This is a genomic window from Allostella sp. (genome assembly GCF_041913585.1).
Classification (GTDB): domain Bacteria; phylum Pseudomonadota; class Alphaproteobacteria; order ATCC43930; family Allostellaceae; genus Allostella.
The window spans coordinates 1-20,829 of record NZ_JAYSFE010000007.1 but is presented as its reverse complement, the minus strand read 5'-3'; the positions used below and the strand labels follow the sequence as shown (position 1 = coordinate 20,829).

Below are 20,829 nucleotides of genomic sequence, written 5' to 3'. Positions count from 1 at the left end.
GCCGTGGGTAGGCCTTTCCCGTCGCGGGATTTCCTCACTGGCTGGCGCCGCGGCCGGCGATCGGCCACACGGCTTCGACGCGCCCGTTGCGGACGCCGACATACCAGTCGTGCAGGTTGATCGTGGGATCGCAGTGGCCGGGGATCAGCCACAGCTTGTCGCCGAGCTTGAGCGGCGTCCTGGCATTGGTGGTGCGCACCTTGCCGTGCTCGTCGGAGACGCCGGTGACCTCGAGGTCGTCGCGGCCGTGCACCCACGGCACGCCCTTCTCCATCGTGTAGGCCTTGAGGCCGGCGTCGCAGATCGCGCGGTCCGCGGTCGGCACCGACATCACCGTCGCCAGCACGAAGAGGCTGTGCTCGAAGGCGTCGTAGCGGTTCGAGGTCTTGCCGCCGATGCGGCCGTAGTCGGTGTCCATGAAGAGGTACGAGCCGCACTGCAGCTCGTTGTAGACGCCGCTCGCGGCCTCGAACTCGAAGGTGCCGGTGCCGGCGCCGCCGACGATGGGGCACGAGAGGCCGACGGCGGCCAGCGCGTCCACGGTCGCCCTGGTCTTGGCGATCGCCTGGTCGATGGCGGCCTTGCGCTCGTCCCAGGTCATGAGGTGCTGGGCGGTGCCGTGATAGGCCTGCAGCCCGTCGAAGCGCAGGCCCGGCGTGGCGGCGATCTGCTGCGCCAGCGTCACCGCCGGCGCGCCGGGCTCGACGCCGCAGCGCTGCGTGCCGACGTCGATCTCGACCAGCGCGCCAAGTTCGACGCCATAGTCGCGGGCCGCGCGGCCGGCCGCCTCGATGTGTTCCGGCGCGTCGACGCAGAGCGCGATCTTGGCCATCTTGGCGAGCGCGGCGAGGCGCGCCAGCTTGCGGTCGCCGACGACCTGGTTGCTCACCAGGACGTTGCGCACGCCGCCGGCCACCAGGACCTCGGCCTCGGCCACCTTCTGGCAGCACTGGCCGATGGCGCCGGCCTCGATCTGCTTCAGCGCGATGATCGGGGACTTGTGGGTCTTGGTGTGCGGGCGCAGGCGGACGCCGGTGCGCCTGGACACCTCGGCCAGCTTGGCGATGTTGCGCTCGAAGGCGTCGAGGTCGACCACGAGGGCGGGCGTGTCGATCTCGCTCACCGGCATGCCGATGTCGGCGGGGGGACGCGAGGGCAAGGCGTGACCTTTGCAAGGGAGTGAAATCACCGGTAGCGTATTTCAAGACCGAACGAGCCGCGATGATTATTTGCCCCTTCGTCCCCCCCGACCGAGAGACCGCCCTCCGATGACCGAGGCCCCTGCCGTCGAGGTCGTCGACCTGCACAAGCGCTTCGGGACGCTCGAGGTCCTGCGCGGCGTCTCGGCCCGCGTCGAGCGTGGCCAGGTGGTCAGCATCATCGGCTCCAGCGGCTCGGGGAAGAGCACCCTGCTGCGCTGCATCAACTACCTGGAGCAGCCGACGTCCGGCGAGGTCCGAATCGGCGGCGAGGCGGTCGGCTTCGAGCGGCGGCCGGACGGCGGCATGCGGCGGCGCTCGGCGCGCGAGATCGCGCGCTTCCGGCGCGAGCTCGGCACGGTCTTCCAGCAGTTCAACCTGTGGCCGCACATGACCGTGCTGGGCAACGTCGTCGAGGCGCCGATCCGGGTGCGCGGGATGCCCCGGCGCGCGGCGATGGAACTGGGCCGCGCCTGCCTCGACCGGGTGCAGCTGGCCGAGAAGGCGGACGAGTATCCGGCGCGCCTGTCGGGCGGCCAGCAGCAGCGCGTGGCGATCGCCCGCGCGCTCGCCATGCAGCCCAAGGTGATGCTGTTCGACGAGGCGACCTCGGCGCTCGATCCGGAACTGACCGGCGAGGTGCTGGAGGTGATGCGGGGGCTCGCCGCCGACGGCACGACGATGATCGTCGTCACCCACGAGATGGCCTTCGCCCGCGAGGTCTCGGACCGGACCATCTTCCTGCACGCCGGGCTGGTCGAGGAGGAGGGGGCGCCCGCCCAGGTCTTCGGCGACCCGCGCTCCGAGCGCTGCCGGCAGTTCCTGGCCAAGCTGCTGCACTGATGTTCTCGGAGAACCTCCGCGAGACCTTCAACCTCGCGCTTTTCTGGGAGTACCGGCAGATCCTGCTCGCCGGGCTCGCCTTCAACTTCTACGTCTTCGCCTGCTCGGCCGTGGTGTCGGTCGCGCTCGGCTTCCTGGCGGCACTCGGCCGGGTCAACCCGCTCCGGCCGCTGCGCTGGCTGGGCGCCATCCATGTCGAGACGTTCCGCAACGCGCCCGACTACGTGATGCTGGTCTGGGTGCATTTCGTGCTGCCGCTGCTGCTGAGCCAGGTTCTGGGCCAGCGCATCACCTTCGCGCCCTTCGTCTCGGCGGTGATCGCGCTCGGCCTCGTCTACAGCGGCTACCTGGCGGAGACCTTCCGTGCCGGCATCCAGGCGGTGCCGAAGGGCCATATCGAGGCGGCGCGCGCCTGCGGCATGGGCGGTCCCCTCATCATGCGCCGCATCGTCCTGCCCCAGGCGGTGCGGATGATGCTGCCGGAGGCGATGAACAACTTCGTGTCGCTGTTCAAGGCGACGACGATCGTCTCGCTGATCACCGTTCCGGACATGATGTACAACGTCTCGATGGTGACGCAGCAGGAGATGCGGCCGCTGCCGCTCTACACCGGCGCCGCCATCACCTACTTCCTGCTGATCTGGGCCGTGGCCGGCCTGGCGCGGCTGGCCAGCGAGCGCTGGCGCCGCAAGATCTGGGCCTGACCGGGATGGGCAACTGGGAACGCCTGGTCTGGAACCAGCGCGACGTCCTGCTCCAGGGGCTGGCCGTCACCATCGAGATCTGCGCCATCGCCTTCTCGGCGGCGATCGTCATGGGGCTGGGGCTGGCGCTGGTCCGCCTCTACGTCCGGCCGCTGCGCTGGATCGCCGGCTTCTGGATCGAGTATTGCCGGGCGACCCCGATCTTCGTGCAGCTCATGTGGGTCAACTATGTCTGGCCGGAGCTCATCGGCTGGCCGACCAGCTTCTACACGGCGGGCTGGGTCGCGCTCGCCCTGCAGTCGAGCGGCTATCTCGCCGAAACGTTCCGCGCCGGCATCGAGAATGTCGGCCGCGGCCAGCGCGAGGCCGCCGCCGCGGTCGGCATGTCGCCGGTGCTGGCCTTCCGCCGCATCGTCCTGCCGCAGGTGCTGCTGGCGATCGCGCCCGCGATCGTCACCCAGTTCACCGTGATCGTGAAGTCCTCGACGCTCGTCTCCGTCATCACGGTGCAGGACCTGATGTTCCAGTCGCAGCGGCTGGTCAATGTCTGGTACGAGCCGATCGAGATCCTGACGGCGACGGCCGCCCTCTACATCCTCTTCATCTTCACCGTGTCCGCGATCGGCAAGGCGCTGGCCGACCGGCTGCGGCTGCGCTACGGCATCGGAAACTGAGCATCATGGAATATCGCCTCGGCATCGACATCGGCGGCACCTTCACCGACCTCGTCTTCCTCGCCCCCGACGGGCAGGTGCTGACGACCAAGGTGCTGTCCACCCCCGACGACTACAGCCGCGGCATCGCCGAGGGACTGGCCTCGGTCTTCGCGGCCGGCCGCGCCGCGGCCGCCGGCGTCGACCAGGTCGTGCACGGCACCACGGTCGCGACCAACGCCATCCTCGAAGGCAAGGGTGCCCGCGTCGGGCTGCTGACGACCGAGGGCTTCCGCGACGTGCTGGAGATCCGGAGGCTGCGGATGCCGGTCCTCTACGACATCAACTGGCAGAAACCGGCGCCGCTCGTCGACCGCGCCCGGCGCCAGGAGGTGCCGGAGCGGATCGACGCCGAGGGCCGGCTCGAGCGGCCGCTCGACGAGGCGGCGGCGCGCGCCGCCATCGATGCGCTGGTCGCACAGGGCGTCGACGCGATCGCGATCTGCCTCCTCAACGCCTATGCTTCGGGCGTCCACGAGGAGCGGCTGGCGGCGCTGGTGGCCGAGCGGGCGCCGGGCCTGCCGGTCTGCCTGTCGAGCGCGCTGCTGCCGGAGATCAAGGAGTACGAGCGCACCAGCACGACGGTGGTGAACGCCTACGTCATGCCCGTCGTCTCGCGCTACCTGCGGCTTCTGACGGCCGGGCTCGGCGGGCTCGGGATCGCGGCGCCGCTGCGCGTCATGCAGTCGAGCGGCGGCGCGATGGGCGTCGAGGCGGCCTCGACCCGGCCGATCCACCTCATCGAATCGGGGCCGGCGGCGGGCGTGGTCGGTGCGGCCGAACTGTCGCGGCGCCTCGGCGGCCGGCCGCTCATCGCCTTCGACATGGGCGGGACGACTGCCAAGGCGGCCCTCGTCGCGCAGGGGCGCTTCGACCGCGTCGGCTCGCTCGAGGTGGGCGGCGGCATCAACGTCGCCGGACGCCTGCTGAACGGCGGCGGCTATCATGTCCGCGCACCCGCCATCGACATCGCCGAAGTCGGGGCGGGGGGCGGCAGCCTCGTGCGCATCGACGCCGGGGGCGGCCTGCGCGTCGGGCCGGAGAGCGCGGGCGCCGTGCCGGGCCCGGCCTGCTACGGCCTGGGCGGCACGCTCGCGACCGTGACCGACGCCAACGTCGTGCTCGGGTTCGTCAACCCCGCCTATCTCGCCGGCGGCAGCATCCCGATCGACGCCGAACGCTCGCGCCGGGCGATGGCCGAGCATGTCGCGGGGCCGCTCGGCCTCGACCTCGAGGCGGCGGCCTGGGGCGTCCACCGCGTCGCCAATGCTGCGATGGCCCGTGCGCTGCGCGCCGTCTCGACCGAGCGCGGCCGCGATCCGCGCGACTTCTCGGTGCTCGCCTTCGGCGGCAACGGGCCGATCCACGCCGCGGCACTGGCCGCCTCGCTCGATGTCGGCCGCATCCTGATCCCGCCGGTGCCGGGCCTGTTCAGCGCGCTCGGTATGCTCTTCCCCGACACCGAGCACCACTATGTCCGCACCTGGAAGCACCGGCTCGACGGCATCGACCCGGCGCTGCTCGAGGCGGCCTATGCGGCGCTCGAGGCCGAGGGCCGGGCGGCGCTGGCCGAGGACGGCTATGCGCCCGACGCGATGCGCTTCGAGCGGCTGGCCGACCTGCGCTATCTCGGCGAGAACTCGGAACTGACCTTGTCGCTCCGCGACGACGGCCCGGCCGAGGAGGTGCTGCGCGCCGACTTCGACCGGGCGCACGAGGCGACCTACGGCTACCACTCCGCCGACGAGGTGGCCGAGATCGTCAACCTGCGGCTGGTGGCGCGCGGCCTATCCTCGGGCCCCCGCGTGCCGGACAGCCTCGCCGTCCAGCCGGCGCTCGGCGCGCGGGCGCCGGAGGGGCGCCGCATGGTCCATTTCGGGCCGGAGCACGGCACGCTGGAGGCCCAGGTGGTCGGCCGGCGCGCCATCGGCCCGAACTGGGAGGAGGGGCCGCTGCTGGTCGAGGAATACGACAGCACCACCGTCGTCCCGCCCGGCGCCCGCGTCCGCCGCATCCTCTGGGACGTCCTCGAGATCGAACTGCGCGCCGCAGGAGGCGCCCGATGAACGACATTCCGGTGACCGCTCGCACGGCGGCCGAAGACCCCTTCGCCCGCGACCTCGTCAAGAACGCGCTCGCCACCATCGCCGACGAGATGGCGCTGACGGTCGCGCGCACCGCCCGCTCGTTCGTCGTCAAGGAGGCGCTCGACTTCTCGACCGCGCTCTTCGACGGCAAGGGCGAACTCATCGCCCAGGGCACCTGCCTGCCGTTCCATCTCGGCGCCATGCCCTTCGCCGTCCGGGCGGTGATGAACCAGTTCGGCGACGATATCGGGCCGGGCGACCTCTTCATCACCAACGACCCCTACGACGGCTCGACCCACCTGCCGGACATCGTGCTGGTGAAGCCGATCCATGCCGGCGGCGCCCGCGTCGGATTCGCGGCGGCGCTCGCCCACATGACCGACATCGGCGGGCGCATCCCCGGCGGCAATGCCAGCGATTCGACCGAGGTCTACCAGGAGGGGCTGCGCATCCCGCCCTGCCGCATCCATCGCGCCGGCGTGGCGGACGAGAATCTCTTCCGCCTCATCGAGCGCAACGTCCGCGTGCCGGACAAGGTGCTGGGCGACATCCGCTCGCTGATCGCCGCCTGCAACCAGGGCGAGCGCGGCATCCTCGACCTCGTCGAGCGCTACGGCGCCGACCGGTTCGCCGCCCATTGCCGCGACCTGCTCGACTATACCGAGCGCTTCACCCGGGCCGAGATCGCCAAGCTGCCGAAGGGCACCTGGCACTTCGTCGACCATCTCGACAATGACGGCATCTCCCCCGACCCGATCCGCTTCGAGGTGACGCTGACGATCGCGGGCGAGGAGATCACCATCGACTTCACCGGCACCGCGCCGCAGGTGAAGGGGGCCATCAACTGCGTCTATCCCTTCACGCTCTCGACCGCGCTCGCCTGCGTCCGCTCGATGGTCGACCTGTCGATCCCGAACAATGCCGGCTATTTCCGGCCGATCCGGGTGATCGCGCCCGAGGGCACGATCGTCAATCCGCGCGCGCCGGCCGCGGTCGCCGCCCGCGGCATCACCGGCATCCGCATCGCCGACACGATCTTCGGCGCGCTCGCCCAAGCGGTGCCGGACCGCATTCCGGCCTGCGGCGCCAATGCGCCCGACGTGGGGGTCAGCTTCGGCGGCTACGGGCCCGACGGCCGCTCGCACGTCTTCCTCGAGTTCCTGGTCGGCTCGTGGGGCGGCGGCCCGTGGCGCGACGGCATGGATGCCTGCACCGGGACCCTGGTCAACTATTCCAACACCCCGGCCGAGATGATCGAGGCGGAACTGCCGATCGCCATCGAGCGCTACGCGCTCGTCCCCGACACCGGCGGGGCGGGGGAGTGGCGGGGTGGCCTCTCGGTCGACCGCCACCTGCGCTTCAAGCTCGACGGCGCGACCCTGCAGATCCGCTCCGACCGCCGCGACCACCCGCCCTACGGGCTGGAGGGCGGTGAGACCGGCGCCCCCGCCTGGGTCGACATCCGCCGCGCCGACGGCCGGGTCGACACCTTCCCGCAGAAGTTCCTGACCAAGGTCGATTCGGGCGACCTGCTGCGGGTGCGGCTGGCCGGCGGCGGCGGCCATGGCGACCCGCTCGCCCGCGCTCCGGAACGCGTCCTGGCCGACCTCCGCGAGGGCAAGGTGACGGCGGCCCATGCGCGCGAGAAGTACGGCGTGGTGATCGCCGGCACGCCGCCCGCGGTCGACGTCGCGGCGACGGCGGCCTTGCGGGCGGAGCGGCGCGCGGCCAGGTAGGGCCGCTTCACGTTCCCGCCATCGCCCTGGCGACGTCGCGCTTTCGGCGCCATATCGTGACCATCCCCGAGCGGAAGGAGCGAGGACATGACCGAGAATCTGGAGCGCGCGATCCTGGCGGGGGGCTGCTTCTGGGGCATGCAGCAGCTCATCCGGCGCTATCCGGGCGTCGTCTCGACCCGGGTCGGCTATTCGGGCGGTGACGTCCCGAACGCGACCTATCGCAACCACGGCACCCATGCCGAGGCGATCGAGATCCTCTTCGACCCGGCGAAGACCGATTTCCGCACGCTGCTGGAGTTCTTCTTCCAGATCCACGACCCGACGACGCCGAACCGGCAGGGCAACGACCGCGGCCCGAGCTACCGCTCGGCGATCTTCTACACCTCCGACGAGCAGCGGCGGGTGGCCGAGGACACCATCGCCGACGTCGACGCCTCCGGGCTCTGGCCCGGCAAGGTCGTCACCGAGCTCGCGCCCGCCGGCGACTTCTGGGAGGCGGAGCCGGAGCACCAGGACTACCTGGAGCACTATCCCCACGGCTACACCTGCCACTGGGTGCGTCCCGACTGGAAGCTGCCGCGGCGGTCCCAGGCAGCCTGACATTCCGCATCCAGGATCGGCGCCGCCGCAGCGAATTGCTGCGGCGCAGCGTCGATTGGGGGTTGTCGTATAGAATGCATTCTTCGTAACGTCGCTTGAAAGCGCTTGCAGATCGCCATTCCAGGCGGCGGCGCGACCAGGAGAGGGCGGAAGCGACGGATGGCGTCCCTGAACGACGAGCGGCTCCTTCCCGGGCCGAACGCGGCGGCGAAACCCGGCATGCTGGCCGGGGTCCGGGTGATCGAGGTCGCCGACGAACTGGGCGAATATACCGGCCTAGTCCTGGCCGGGCTCGGCGCCGACGTCATCAAGGTCGAGCCGCCGGGCGGCAGCCCGACCCGGGCGCTCGGACCCTTCCTCGACGACGAGGCGCATCCCGAGCGCTCGCTCTTCTTCTGGAACTACAACCGCGGCAAGCGCTCTGTCGCACTCGACCTCGACACGGCCGAGGGGCGCGAGGAGCTGCTGAAGCTGCTCGCCGGCGCCGACGTGCTGCTGGACACGACCTGCGGCCTGCTCAACCGCCAGATCGGCCTCGACCGCGGGCAGATGCTGGCGCGCTTCCCGGCGCTGATCGTCGGCCGCGTCACGCCCTTCGGCGACACCGGCCCGTGGCAGGACTTCAAGGGCTCGGACCTCGTCCATCTCGCGCTCGGCGGGGTCATGTCCAACTGCGGCTACGACCCGGCGCCGGGCGACCGCTACGACCTGCCGCCGATCGCCCCGCAGGTCTGGCACGCCTACCACATCGCCGGCGACCAGCTCGCCGTCGGGCTGGCGGCGGCGCTGCTCTACCGCATCCGCACCGGCGAGGGGCAGGAGGTCTCGGTCGCCGTCCACGAGGCGGTGGCGAAGAACACCGAGCTCGACCTGATGTCGTGGGTGATGCGGCGGGCGCCGCTCTTCCGCATGACCTGCCGCCACGCCGGCGAGACGCCGAGCCGGACGCCGACCATCGGTCACACCAAGGACGGTCGCTGGTTCATGACCTATCTCGGCGGCGCCAAGGACGAGGCGGCGCTCTACGGTTTCCTCGAGAAGTACGGGATGCAGGCCGACCTGCAGAAGCCGGCGGAAGGTGCCGACATGAACGCCCGCGCCATTCCGGGCTCCGGCTCCGGCGACGAGCGGCGGGCGCACATCTTCGAGGTCATGCAGCGCTTCATCCGCGCCTTCCGCTACGACGAGATGCCGTGGCAGGAGGCCCAGGCGGCGGGCTTGCTGTGGGCCCCCTTGCGCAAGCCGCACGAGAACGCCGGCGACGAGCATTGGCTGCTGCGCGGCACCTTCGCCGACATCGCGCATCCCGAGGTCGGCCGCTCCTTCCGCTACGTCGCCAGCAAGTGGCTCAGCACGGCGACCGCCTGGCAGGTCGGCAGGCGGGCGCCGCTGGTCGGCGAGCACACGGCCGAGGTGCTGGCCGAGCCGCCCCGCGTCCCGGCCCAGCCCAAGGCCCCGGTCGCCGAGGCACCGCGGCTGTCGGCGCGCGGCAAGCCGTTTCCCCTGCAGGGCGTCCGCATCTTCGACTTCTCCTGGTTCCTGGCCTCGGCCGGCGGCACCCGCTACCTCGCCGCGCTCGGCGCCGAATCGATCAAGGTCGAGTGGAAGGCCAATCCCGACACGCGGCTCGCCGCGATGGCCCCGGTCGGGGGCCGCGAGGCCCGCGAGAAGGCGACGGCACCGCTGCCCGGGGTCAAGGACGCCGACATGGGCGGCCAGTTCAACAACAAGAACGCCGGCAAGCGCGGCCTGTCGCTCAACATCCGCCACCCGAAGGGCCTGCAGATCGCCAAGGACCTGATCCGCCAGTCGGACATCGTGGCCGAGGGCTTCTCGCCGGGCGTGCTGCAGCGGCTCGGCCTCGGCTGGGACGAGCTGCGCCGCATCCGGCCCGACATCATCTACATCCAGCAGTCCGGCATGGGCAGCCAGGGCACCTACGGCCGCCTGCGCACCGTCGGTCCGGTGGCCGCCTCCTTCGCCGGGACCTCCGACATGTCCGGGCTGCCGGAGCCGGCGATGCCGGTCGGCTGGGGCTACTCCTACCTCGACTGGATGGGCGCCTACAGCTTCGCGCTCGCCATCCTGGGCGCGCTCCATCACCGCGAGCACACCGGCGAGGGGCAGTGGATCGACGCCTCGCAGACCGAGACCGGCATCTATCTCGCCGGCAAGGCGATCCTCGACTGGTCGGCCAACGGCCGCGTCTGGAGCCGCTACGGCAACCGCTCGCCCTACAAGCCGGCGGCGCCGCACGGTGCCTATCGCTGCCGGGGCGAGGACCGCTGGCTTGCCATCGCCTGCTTCGAGGAGCCCGAGTGGCGGGCGCTCGCCCGCCATGCCGGCCACCCCGAATGGCTGGAGGACGGTCGCTTCGCGACCTTGGACGCACGGCTCGCCCACCAGGACGAACTGGACGCGGCGGTCGGCGGCTGGACGGCGACCCAGGACGCCTATGCGGCGATGTTCGCGCTCCAGGCGGCGGGCGTGCCGGCGGGGGTCAGCCAGACCGCGGCCGACCGCTACGACCGCGACCCGCAGCTTGCCGCCCTCGACTGGCTGACCGAGGTCACCGGCACCAAGATCGGGCGCTGGCCGGTGATCGAGGTGCCGACCAAGATGAGCCGCACGCCGCCCTATGCCGGCGGCCCGATCGACCGCGGCGCGCCCGGCTACGGCGAGGACAACGAACGCATCCTGATGGAGATGCTCGGCATGTCGGCGGACGAGGTCCGGCGGCTGGCCGAGGACGGCATCATCTGAGCGAACGCCAACGAGAAGGGCGGCGCTCGGCGTCGCCCCGCCAGGAGAGGAACCGCATGTCGGATTTCCGCGCGCTGAAGGACAAGGTCGCGGTCGTCGGGGTCGGCAACACCCGCTACGGCAACTTCCCGGAGACCGACGATTACGGGCTGGGGGCGGACGCGTTCCGCAATGCCGTCGCCGACTGCGGCATCGACAAGAACGAGATCGACGGGCTGCTCGTCTGCCGGATCCCGTACTACGCGCGGATGGGCGAGATCCTCGGCATCTCGCCGCGCTGGACGATCCCGCTGCCGCCGCACGGCCGCATGTCGTCGATGGGCATCATCGAGGCGGTGGCGGCGCTCAATGCCGGGCTCTGCAAGTATGTCGCCCTGATCTACGCCAACATCGGCCGCTCGCGCCGCGTCAACTATGGCGGCGACGAGAGCCCGAACATCTGGGACCCCTGGGGGTACACATCGCCCGGCGCCGCCCACGCGATGATGTTCCGCCGACACATGGCGCTCTACGGCACGACGACGCGGCAACTGGCCGAGGTGTCGGTCGCCTTCCGGCGCCATGCCTGCCTCAATCCCGATGCCGTGATGAAGCAGCCGATCACCATCGAGGACCACGAGAACGCGCGGCCGATCGTGCTGCCGCTGCGCCTCCTCGACTACTGCCTCATCAACGACGGCGCGGTCTGCATGATCCTGACCACGGCGGACCGCGCGAAGGACCTGAAGAAGCCGCCGGTGCTGATCTCCGGCATCGGCGCCCGCGAGGCCTATGCCGAGGGCTCGCTCTCCAACTTCGAGCGCGACTTCTGGTATCCGCAGCTCCAGGAGATCGCGGGCGAGGTCTACGGCATGGCCGGGGTCGGCCCGTCCGACGTCGACGCCTTCATGTGCTACGACAATTTCGCGCCGACCGTGCTCTTCAGCCTGGAGGGGCTGGGCTTCTGCCCCAAGGGCGAGTCCGGCCGGTTCGTCGAGGGCGGCACGCTGCAGGTCGGCGGCAGGCTGCCGACCAACACCGACGGCGGCCACCTCTCCAACTCCTACATGCAGGGCTGGGCGCTCAACGTCGAGGCGGTGCGCCAGCTCCGCGGCGAATGCGGCGCCCGGCAGGTGCCCGACTGCGAGGTCGTGCAGTTCGTCGCCGCCACGCCCTGCTCGCGCTCGATCATCTACACCCGCGGCTGAGGGGAGGGGATGCCATGACCGCCTACGACAAGCCGCTGCCCCGCATCGACCCGCTGACCCGCCCCTTCTGGGACCTCGCGAAGGACCACAAGCTGGCGGTGCAGGTCTGCCACGAATGCGGGCATCGCCACTTCCCCGCCAGCCCGGTCTGCCCGAGCTGCCTGTCCAAGGACCAGGGCTGGGAGGTGGTGTCGGGCCGCGGCACGCTGTTCTCGTGGGTCACCTTCCATCGCGCCTACTGGAACGGCTTCGCCCGGGACCTGCCCTACGACGTCTGCCTCGTCGAACTCGACGAGGGGCCGCTCTTCGTCAGCAACCTCGTCGGCGGTGCCGAGGTCGCCGTCGGCGACCGCGTCGAGGTCGTGTTCGAGGAGATCACCGACGAGATCACGCTGCCGAAGTTCCGGCCGGCATCGTGAGGGCCATCCGTGACAACGACGAGAAGGGAGGAACGAACATGACGGCATCCGGCAGAACTTGGAGCGTCGCGATCCGCAGCGCGCTGGTCGCGGCGGGCGTGCTGGCCCTGGCCCCGGCCGCCCCGGCCCTGGCCCAGAAGACCCTCAAGGTGGTGGTGCACGCCGATCTCAAGATCCTCGATCCGGTGTGGACGACGGCCTTCATCACCAACCGCCACGGCCTGCTGATCTACGACATGCTCTACGGCCTCGACTCCAAGCTGGAGCCGAAGCCGCAGATGGTCGACAAGCACACGATCAGCGACGACGGGCTGGTCTACACCTTCACCCTGCGCCCCGGCCTGAAGTTCCACGACGGCCAGCCGGTGACCGCGGCCGACGTCGTCGCGTCCTGGACCCGCTGGGCCAAGCGCGACGCGATGGGCCAGCGCCTCGCCAGCTTCACCTCGACGCTGGAAGCGGTCGACGACAAGACCTTCCGCCTGACGCTGAAGGAGAAGTACGGCCTGGTGCTCGACACGCTCGGCAAGTCGACCACCGGTCTCTTCATCATGCCGGAGCGGATCGCCAAGACCGACCCGCAGCAGCAGATCAAGGAATATATCGGCTCCGGGCCGTTCATCTTCGAGCAGAGCGAGTGGCGGCCGGGCTCCAAGGTCGTCTATCGCAAGAACCCCGACTACGTCCCGCGCAGCGACAAGACGGACGCGCTCGCCGGCGCCAAGATCGCCAAGGTGGACCGCGTCGAGTGGCTCTACATCCCCGACCACAACACCAGCCTGTCGGCATTGCAGGCCGGCGAGGTCGACTATTTCGAGGCGCCGCCGCTCGACTTCATCCCGATCCTCGAGAAGAACCCGAAGATCAAGGTCGTCGACATCGAGCCGCTCGGCCTGCAGGGCATCCTGCGTCCGAACTTCCTCTATCCGCCGTTCAACCATCCCAAGGCGCGCCAGGCCCTGCTCTACATGGTGAAGCAGGAAGACTACATGCGAGCGGTGGTGGGTAACCCCAAGCTCTACAAGAAGTTCTGCGGCGCCTTCTTCCTCTGCGGCTCGGACAACGAGACGTCGGTCGGCTCGGAGCCCCTGGCCAAGCAGGATTTCGCCAAGGCCAAGCAGCTGATGAAGGAGGCCGGCTACAACGGCGAGAAGATCGTCGTCCTGCAGCCGACCGACCGGGCGCAGTACAATGCGATGACGATGGTCACCATCCAGACGCTGCGCAAGGCGGGCCTCAACGTCGAGGTGCAGGCGATGGACTGGGGGACGCTGCTGTCCCGCCGCGCCAACCGCGGCAATCCCTACGAGACCGGCTACCACCTGTTCCATACGACGCACGGCGGGCCGAGCACCGCCAACCCGGTCTCCAACACCTGGTTCAACAGCCGCTGCGACCGGGCGAATCCCGGCTGGGCCTGCGACATGGAGCTCGACAAGCTGGTCGAGGACTGGTCGCGCGAACAGGACCGGGCGAAGCGCAAGGCGATCCTCGACAAGATCCAGACCCGCGCCTACGAGACGGTGCCGTACGTGCCGATCGGGCAGTATTCGCAGCCGATCGCGGTCCGCTCGAACATCACGGGCATGCTGGTGGCGAACGTTCCCGTCTACTGGAACATCGAGAAGAAGTGAGCTCCGACCGGGCGGCGCCGCCGGCGCCGCCCGGAAGCGGTGGCACCGGCCGGGCATCGCGACCGACGGTCGCCGGTGCCCGCCCCGGTCCGTTCCCGGAGAAATGCCGATGTGGGCCTACGTGATCCGCCGCATCCTCGCCGTCGTGCCGGTCATGGCGACGGTCGCGGTCGTCGTGTTCCTGATCCTTCACCTCAACCCCGACGACCCGGCGGCGATCATCGCCGGCGACAACGCCACGGCGACCGACATCGAGAACATCCGCCGCCAGCTCGGCCTCGACCGGCCGGTCTACATCCAGTTCTTCGAGTGGGTCGGCCGCCTGATCGGCGGCGACCTCGGGTCGTCGATCTTCCTCGACCGGCCGGTCCTGCATCTCATCCTGGAACGCGTCGAGCCGACGCTGGCGCTCGCCATCAGCACGACGGTCTTCTCGGTGGTGCTGGCCCTGCCGCTCGGCGTCGTCGCGGCATGGAAGGCCGGTACGTGGATCGACCAGACGATCATGGCGGTGGCCGTGCTCGCCTTCTCCTTCCCGGTCTTCCTCATCGGCTACGGCCTCGTCCAGGGCCTGGCGCTGGAGATGGAACTGCTGCCGGTGCAGGGCTTCGTCAGCATCGGCGAGGACCCGGGCGCCTTCCTGGCCCATCTCGTCCTGCCGACGATCGCGCTCGGGCTCGTCTACACGGCATTGCTGGCGCGCATGACGCGCTCGACCGTGCTCGAGATCCTGAACGAGGACTATATCCGCACGGCCCGCGCCAAGGGGCTGGCCAACGGCCGCGTGCTCATCATCCACGCGCTGAAGAACGCGGCGGTGCCGATCGTCACCACGATCGGCGTCGGCATCGCGCTGCTCATCGGCGGCGTCGTCGTGACGGAGAGCGTCTTCGCCATCCCCGGCATCGGGCGGCTCACCATCGACGCCGTGCTGCACCGCGACTACCCGGTGATCCAGGGCGTGATCCTCACGGTCTCCGGCTTCTACGTCCTCATCAACCTCGCGATCGACCTGGCCTACACGGTCCTCGATCCGCGCATCCGCTACTGACCGGCGGGAGAACCCATGACCGACATCGCGGCACAGGACGCCGGCCGGCCGGACGCGGTTCCGGCGACGCGCTCGCGGCTCGGGCGGATCGCCCGCCGTCATCCGATGATGGTCGCCGGCGGGGTCATCCTCGTCGGCATGGCCGTGGTGGCGGCGATGGCGCCGCTGCTCGCGCCCTACGACCCGATCGAGCTCAACGTCGTCGACCGGCTCCGGCCGCCCGACGAGGACTACCTGCTGGGCACCGACGCCTACGGCCGCGACATGCTGAGCCGGATGCTCTACGGCGCCCGCGTGTCGCTGATCGTCGGCCTCTCGGTGGCCGCGCTGTCGACCGTGCTCGGCCTCCTCATCGGCGTCGTCGCCGGCTACTACCGGCTGGCCGACGCCATCCTGATGCGGATCATGGACGGGCTGATGGCGATCCCGGGCATCCTGCTCGCGATCGCGCTGATGGCGCTGACCAAGGCCAGCATCGAGGTCGTCATCCTTGCCATCACCATCCCCGAGGTGCCGCGGGTGGTGCGGCTGGTGCGGGCGGTCGTCCTGTCGATCCGCGAGCAGACCTATGTCCAGGCGGCGATCGCCATCGGCACGCGCTTCCCGCGCCTGATGCGCCGGCACATCCTGCCCAACACGGTGGCCCCGCTCGTCGTCCAGGCGACCTACATCTTCGCCCACGCGGTGCTGGTCGAGGCCTATCTCAGCTTCCTCGGCGTCGGCACCCCGCCCGAGATCCCGAGCTGGGGCAACATCATCGCCGAGGGCCGGCTCTATGTGCAGATCGCCTTCTGGCAGGTGCTGTTTCCCGGCATCGCGCTCGCCCTGATGGTGCTGTCGATCAACGTGATGGGCGACGGGCTGCGCGACATGCTCGACCCCAAGATGTCGCGCCGGAGCTGAGCGCATGACGGACACCAACCCGCCATTGCTTTCCGTGCGCGGACTGGAGACGCGGTTCGTCGACGACGGCGTCGCGCTGAAGGCGGTCGACGGCCTGTCCTTCGACGTCGGCCGCGGCGAGACGCTGTGCATCGTCGGCGAATCCGGCTGCGGCAAGAGCGTCTCGGCACTCTCGATCATGCGGCTGCTGCCGCCGACCTCGCGGGTCGCCGGCCACATCCTGCTCGAGGGCCGGGACCTCGGCGGGCTGAGCGAGCCGGAGATGCGGCGCATCCGCGGCAACGCCATCTCGATGATCTTCCAGGAGCCGATGACCTCGCTCAATCCGGTGGTCACGGTCGGCTACCAGATCGCCGAGGCGGTGCGGCAGCACGAGGGCAAGAGCTGGGCCGAGGGCTACGAGCGGGCGACGGAGATGCTGCGCCTGGTGCGCATCCCCGAGCCGGAGCGGCGGGTCCGGGAGTATCCGCACCAGCTTTCGGGCGGGATGCGGCAGCGGGTGATGATCGCCATGGCGCTCGCCTGCCGCCCCCGGGTGCTGCTCGCCGACGAGCCGACGACGGCCCTCGACGTCACCATCCAGGCGCAGATCCTGGAACTGATGCGCGACCTGCAGGAGGAGACGGGGACGGCGATCGTCCTCATCACCCACGACCTCGGCGTGGTCGCCGAGATGGCCCATCGGGTGGTGGTGATGTATGCCGGCCGCAAGGTCGAGGAGGCCGCGGTCGACGACCTCTTCACGCGCCCGTGCCACCCCTACACGGTCGGCCTGATGGGCTCGATCCCGGAGCTGGGATCGTCCCTGCGGGAGTCCGGTCGGCCGCATCGGCTGGCCGAGATCCCGGGGATCGTGCCGTCGCTGCGGGCGATGCCGGCCGGCTGCCGCTTCGCGCCGCGCTGCCCGCTCGCCGACGAACGCTGTCACGCCCAGTCCCCGCCACTGACCGAAAACCGGCCGGGCCACTGGAGCGCCTGCTGGCACTGGGAGCGGGCCGGGGAGGCCATCCATGCCCACGCCTGAGGCGACCGTACCGCTCCTCGAGGTCCGCGACCTCGTCAAGCACTTCCCCATCCGCAAGGGGCTCTTCGGCAGGGCGGCGGCCAAGGTCCATGCGGTCGACGGCATCAGCCTCGCGATCCGGCCCGGCGAGACGCTCGGCCTCGTCGGCGAGAGCGGGTGCGGCAAGTCGACCGCCGGCAAGGTCATCCTGCGGCTGATCGAGCCGACCTCGGGGTCGATCCGCCTCGAGGGGCGCGACATCACCACCCTCGGCCCCGGCGAGATGCTGGCGGTGCGGCGGGAGATGCAGGTCGTCTTCCAGGACCCGTACTCCTCGCTCAACCCGCGCATGCCGGCAGGCGAGATCGTCGGCGAGCCCTTCGTCAACTACGGCATCGGCAATGCCGGCGAGCGCAGCGACCGCGTCGCCGCGCTCTTCCGCCGGGTCGGGCTGCGGCCGGAACAGATGGCGCGCTATCCGCACGAGTTCTCGGGCGGGCAGCGCCAGCGCCTCGGCATCGCCCGTGCGCTCGCGCTGGGGCCGAAGCTCATCATCGGCGACGAGCCGGTGTCGGCGCTGGACGTCTCGGTCCAGGCGCAGGTCATCAACCTGCTGATGGACCTGCAGGCCGAGTTCGGCCTGAGCTACCTCTTCATCGCCCACGATCTGGCGGTGGTCGAGCACATCAGCCATCGGGTCGCGGTCATGTATCTCGGCAAGATCGTCGAGGTGGCGCCGCGCCGGGCACTGTTCGGCCAGCCGCAGCATCCCTACACCGAGGCGCTACTCGCTTCGGTGCCGCTGCCGAAGCCGGGCCGGCGGCGCGAGCGCCAGACGCTGAAGGGCGACGTGCCGAGCCCGATCGCGCCGCCGCCGGGCTGCCGCTTCCACACCCGCTGCCCCTATGCGGTCCAGCGCTGCCGGCAGGAGGAGCCCCTGTTGCACGCCGTCGGAGAAGGGCACTCGGTCGCCTGCCATCTGCGGTGATCGGCGGTCGGCCTGCCGATGCTGCGCCGCGGCATCGCGGCTGCTATGACGAGGCCATGGTGGGGGAGCGACGAGTCGCGGCATGAGGGCGCCGAGGCCGAAACCGGGTGCGGGCGGCTGTGGGCAGGGGCAGGTGCGCCTGGCCGATGTCGCGGCGGCCGCCGGCGTGTCGTCGGCGACGGTGTCGCGCGCCTTCAACCTGCCGGCGCTGGTCCGCGACGACGTCCGGGCGCGGATCCTGGCGACCGCCGACGACCTCGGATACGTCGCCCACGGCGCCGCGCGGACGCTCGCCTCGCGCCGGTCGCGCACGCTGGGCGCGATCGTCCCGACCCTCACCAACACCATCTTCGCCCGCGGCATCGACGCCTTCCAGCGCCGTGCCGAGGAACACGGCTACATCCTGCTGCTCACGACCTCGGAATATGACGAGCAGCGCGAATGGGAGCGCGGCCGTGCGCTGGTCGAGCGCGGGGTGGACGGGCTGATGCTGGTCGGTGGCCAGCACGACCGGCGCCTCGTCCATCTGCTGGAGACGACGGGCAAGCCCTTCATCAACGCCTGGTATGCCAATCGCGGGTCGGAGCATCCGTCGATCGGCTACGACAACCGCGCCCTGTCCAACATGGTCTTCGACTATCTGGTCGGTCTCGGGCACCGCGACTTCGCCGTGGTGACCGGCTCGACCAGCCACAACGACCGGGTCGCCGGCCGGCTCCTCGGCGTCGCCGATGCCATGCGGCGCCACGGCCTGTCGCTGCCGCCCGGGCGGATGATCCACCGCCACTATTCGATTGACGCCGGACGCGACGCGTTCCGCCAGCTGGCCGCCGCCGGTCCGCTGCCGACCGCCATCGTCTGCGGCAACGACATCCTGGCTTCGGGCGTGCTGTTCGAGGCCCGGGCCCAGGGCATCGACGTTCCCGGACAGCTCTCGATCATCGGCAACGGCGATCTCGACATCACCTCCCACACCGTGCCGCCGCTCACCACCGTGCTCACGCCCAAGGTCGAGATCGGCACCTGGGCCGCCGACTACCTGCTGGCGCGTCTCGACGGGCGCGAGATCGAGCTGCCGCCGGAGCTTCCGGTCCGGCTGGTGATCCGCGGCAGCACCGGCCCGGCGCCGGTGCCGCGCACGCCTGTCCGGCGCCGCAGGATCGCCGTCTGACGGGCGTCGAATTCGCTGCCCTGCGGCGGAGATCGCGCTAACATCGGCCTTCGTCCATCGCCCCGCCCGGACTCCCGGAGACCGGGGCTCACGCACAACACGGCGAGGGGAGACGCTGCCGATGTTCGGAAGACGTCCGACGATCAGCTCGGTCAAGGGAATGGTGGCCGCCGCCAATCCGCACGCGGCCATGGCGGGGGCGCGGATCCTGCGCGCCGGCGGCAATGCCTTCGACGCGATCGCGGCGACGGCGGCGACGCTCAACGTCGCCGAGCCCTACATGTCGGGCCTCGCCGGCATGGGCATGGCGACCTGCTATGTCGCGGCCGAAAAGCGCGTCCGCACGCTCGACTTCATCACCCCGGTGCCGTCCCGGTTCGACGCCACCAAGCTGACGCGCAAGGACGTCGCCCGCGGGCCGATGGCGAGCGGGGCGCCGGGCAACCTCGCCGGCTGGTGCGAACTGGTCCGTGCCTACGGCACCCGCCCGCTGTCGGAAATCCTGGCGCCGGCCATCGAACTCGCGCGCGACGGCATTCCGGTGTCGGAGAACAATGCCGAGAACATCGGCCAGTCGATCGCCGAGCTGAAGGCCTTCCCCGACATCTTCGCCGGCTGGTCGAAGAACTACACCGGCGGCACCGGCGTCCTGCCCTACGGCGCGGTCCTGAAGCAGCCCGACCTCGCCCGCACCTACGAGGCGATCGCGGCCGAGGGTCCCGGATACCTCTATGGCGGGGCGCTCGGCCGCGACATGGTCGCCCATCTCCAGGCGCTGGGCGGCGTCCTCTCGATGGCCGACCTCGAGGCGGTGAAGCCGGTCTGGCTCGATCCCATCGCCGTCCCCTATCGCGGCGTCGCCATCCACACGCTGCCGCCGCCCTGCGAGGGTTTCCAGTATCTACTGACGCTCCGCATCCTCGAGGGCTTCGACCTCGCGGCGATGGAGCGCAACGGGCTGCGCCATCTCGACACGGTGTTCCGGGCGATCCGGCTCGCGGCGGGCGAGCGCATCTACAAGAACAACCCGTCGCCCGAGGCGCTGGCCGAGATCCTCGGCGACGCCAATGTCGACCGGCTGCGCCAGCGCGTCGCCGACGGTCGGCCGGTGATCGGGCCGACCGAGCAATGGGTCGAGCCGCAGCCGGAGGTCGAGGGGGTCGATCGCGACCATACGACCTCGTTCTCGGTCGCCGACGCCGCCGGCAACGTGGTCTGCGTCACCATGAGCCTCGGCGCCAAGTTCGGCTCGGGCGTGGTCATCCCGGGCTACGGCGTCTGCATGAACAACTTCCTCTACTGGGGCGAGCTCGATCCGCGTGGCCGCAACTTCATGCGACCCGGCGGGCCGCTGGCGCTGCCGACGGCGCCCTCGATCGGGCTGCGCACCGACGGGCGCCCGGTGCTGGCGCTCGGTACCCCCGGCAGCTACGGCATCTGCCAGACGCAGTCGCAGGCGCTGGTCCAGCATCTCGATTTCGGCCTGCCGATCCAGGAGGCGATCGCCGCGCCCCGGGCCCGCCTCCAGGACGGCGCCGCCGTCCATCTCGAGGCGCGCATCGACGAGGAGGTGGTGACGGGCCTGCGACGCCGCGGCCACCAGATCACCATGCTCGACAGCTTCGCACTCGCCTGCGGCGGGATGCAGGGCATCGCCATCGATCCCGACCATGGCGTCCTGACCGGCGGCGCCGATCCCCGTCGCGACGGCTACGCGGTGTTCCCGTAGGCGCGGACGGGGGGGGGGCGGGGGGCGGGGCCCCGCCCGGCGGCCCGGTGGGGGCGGTCGCGGAACACCGGGGGGCGCGGGTCGCCGACACCGCCG

Annotated in this window: 17 protein-coding genes; 16 read left to right on the top strand and 1 reads right to left on the bottom strand. The window is 70.6% G+C overall.

Annotated features, from left to right (window positions below):
* Positions 1-34: 34 nt before the first annotated feature.
* Positions 35-1,129, bottom strand: coding sequence for a DSD1 family PLP-dependent enzyme (locus ACE3Q3_RS02595; protein WP_374441369.1), 1,095 nt, complete (start codon positions 1,127-1,129; stop codon positions 35-37).
* 139 nt (positions 1,130-1,268) lie between these two features.
* Between ACE3Q3_RS02595 and ACE3Q3_RS02590 the strand changes: the two genes are divergently transcribed.
* The 16 genes from ACE3Q3_RS02590 to ACE3Q3_RS02515 all read left to right on the top strand — a co-directional run bounded on the left by ACE3Q3_RS02590 (position 1,269) and on the right by ACE3Q3_RS02515 (position 20,733).
* Positions 1,269-2,042, top strand: a complete 774-nt coding sequence (locus tag ACE3Q3_RS02590) for an ABC transporter ATP-binding protein (RefSeq protein ID WP_374441366.1) — start codon at positions 1,269-1,271, stop codon at positions 2,040-2,042.
* Positions 2,042-2,746 (top strand): amino acid ABC transporter permease, encoded by a 705-nt coding sequence (locus tag ACE3Q3_RS02585; protein ID WP_374441363.1) that lies wholly within the window; start codon positions 2,042-2,044, stop codon positions 2,744-2,746. Before ACE3Q3_RS02590 ends, ACE3Q3_RS02585 begins: the two co-directional genes overlap by 1 nt.
* A gap of 5 nt (positions 2,747-2,751) precedes the next feature.
* The gene (locus tag ACE3Q3_RS02580) at positions 2,752-3,420 is read left to right on the top strand and encodes an amino acid ABC transporter permease (RefSeq protein WP_374441361.1); all 669 of its coding nucleotides are present in this window, start codon (positions 2,752-2,754) and stop codon (positions 3,418-3,420) included.
* Between the two features lie 5 nt (positions 3,421-3,425).
* Positions 3,426-5,525: a hydantoinase/oxoprolinase family protein gene (locus ACE3Q3_RS02575; RefSeq protein ID WP_374441358.1), complete on the top strand. Its 2,100-nt coding sequence runs from the start codon at positions 3,426-3,428 to the stop codon at positions 5,523-5,525.
* On the top strand, positions 5,522-7,282 hold the full coding sequence (locus ACE3Q3_RS02570) for a hydantoinase B/oxoprolinase family protein (RefSeq protein WP_374441355.1): 1,761 nt from the start codon (positions 5,522-5,524) through the stop codon (positions 7,280-7,282). The genes ACE3Q3_RS02575 and ACE3Q3_RS02570 overlap by 4 nt, the downstream gene beginning before the upstream one ends.
* Positions 7,283-7,369: 87 nt before the next feature.
* Entirely contained in the window at positions 7,370-7,885 is a 516-nt protein-coding gene (gene msrA, locus ACE3Q3_RS02565) for a peptide-methionine (S)-S-oxide reductase MsrA (protein WP_374441352.1), read from the top strand.
* Between the two features lie 159 nt (positions 7,886-8,044).
* Positions 8,045-10,648 carry a CoA transferase gene (locus ACE3Q3_RS02560; protein WP_374441349.1) on the top strand — a complete coding sequence of 868 codons (2,604 nt, stop codon included), beginning with the start codon at positions 8,045-8,047 and terminating at the stop codon, positions 10,646-10,648.
* Positions 10,649-10,704: 56 nt separating this feature from the next.
* Complete coding sequence (locus tag ACE3Q3_RS02555) at positions 10,705-11,835, top strand: thiolase family protein (RefSeq protein WP_374441346.1); 1,131 nt, start codon at positions 10,705-10,707, stop codon at positions 11,833-11,835.
* Positions 11,836-11,849: 14 nt separating this feature from the next.
* Positions 11,850-12,254, top strand: a complete 405-nt coding sequence (locus ACE3Q3_RS02550) for a Zn-ribbon domain-containing OB-fold protein (protein WP_374441343.1) — start codon at positions 11,850-11,852, stop codon at positions 12,252-12,254.
* A gap of 38 nt (positions 12,255-12,292) precedes the next feature.
* Positions 12,293-13,888, top strand: coding sequence for an ABC transporter substrate-binding protein (locus ACE3Q3_RS02545; RefSeq protein WP_374441341.1), 1,596 nt, complete (start codon positions 12,293-12,295; stop codon positions 13,886-13,888).
* A gap of 109 nt (positions 13,889-13,997) precedes the next feature.
* Complete coding sequence (locus ACE3Q3_RS02540) at positions 13,998-14,939, top strand: ABC transporter permease (RefSeq protein WP_374441338.1); 942 nt, start codon at positions 13,998-14,000, stop codon at positions 14,937-14,939.
* A 15-nt stretch (positions 14,940-14,954) separates the two neighbouring features.
* Complete coding sequence (locus tag ACE3Q3_RS02535; RefSeq protein WP_374441335.1) at positions 14,955-15,842, top strand: ABC transporter permease; 888 nt, start codon at positions 14,955-14,957, stop codon at positions 15,840-15,842.
* A gap of 4 nt (positions 15,843-15,846) precedes the next feature.
* Positions 15,847-16,866, top strand: coding sequence for an ABC transporter ATP-binding protein (locus ACE3Q3_RS02530; protein WP_374441332.1), 1,020 nt, complete (start codon positions 15,847-15,849; stop codon positions 16,864-16,866).
* Positions 16,853-17,833, top strand: coding sequence for an ABC transporter ATP-binding protein (locus ACE3Q3_RS02525; protein ID WP_374441329.1), 981 nt, complete (start codon positions 16,853-16,855; stop codon positions 17,831-17,833). The genes ACE3Q3_RS02530 and ACE3Q3_RS02525 overlap by 14 nt, the downstream gene beginning before the upstream one ends.
* 133 nt (positions 17,834-17,966) lie before the next feature.
* Positions 17,967-19,004, top strand: coding sequence for a substrate-binding domain-containing protein (locus ACE3Q3_RS02520; RefSeq protein ID WP_374441326.1), 1,038 nt, complete (start codon positions 17,967-17,969; stop codon positions 19,002-19,004).
* A 121-nt stretch (positions 19,005-19,125) separates the two neighbouring features.
* Entirely contained in the window at positions 19,126-20,733 is a 1,608-nt protein-coding gene (locus ACE3Q3_RS02515; protein WP_374441323.1) for a gamma-glutamyltransferase family protein, read from the top strand.
* Positions 20,734-20,829 lie beyond the last annotated feature (96 nt).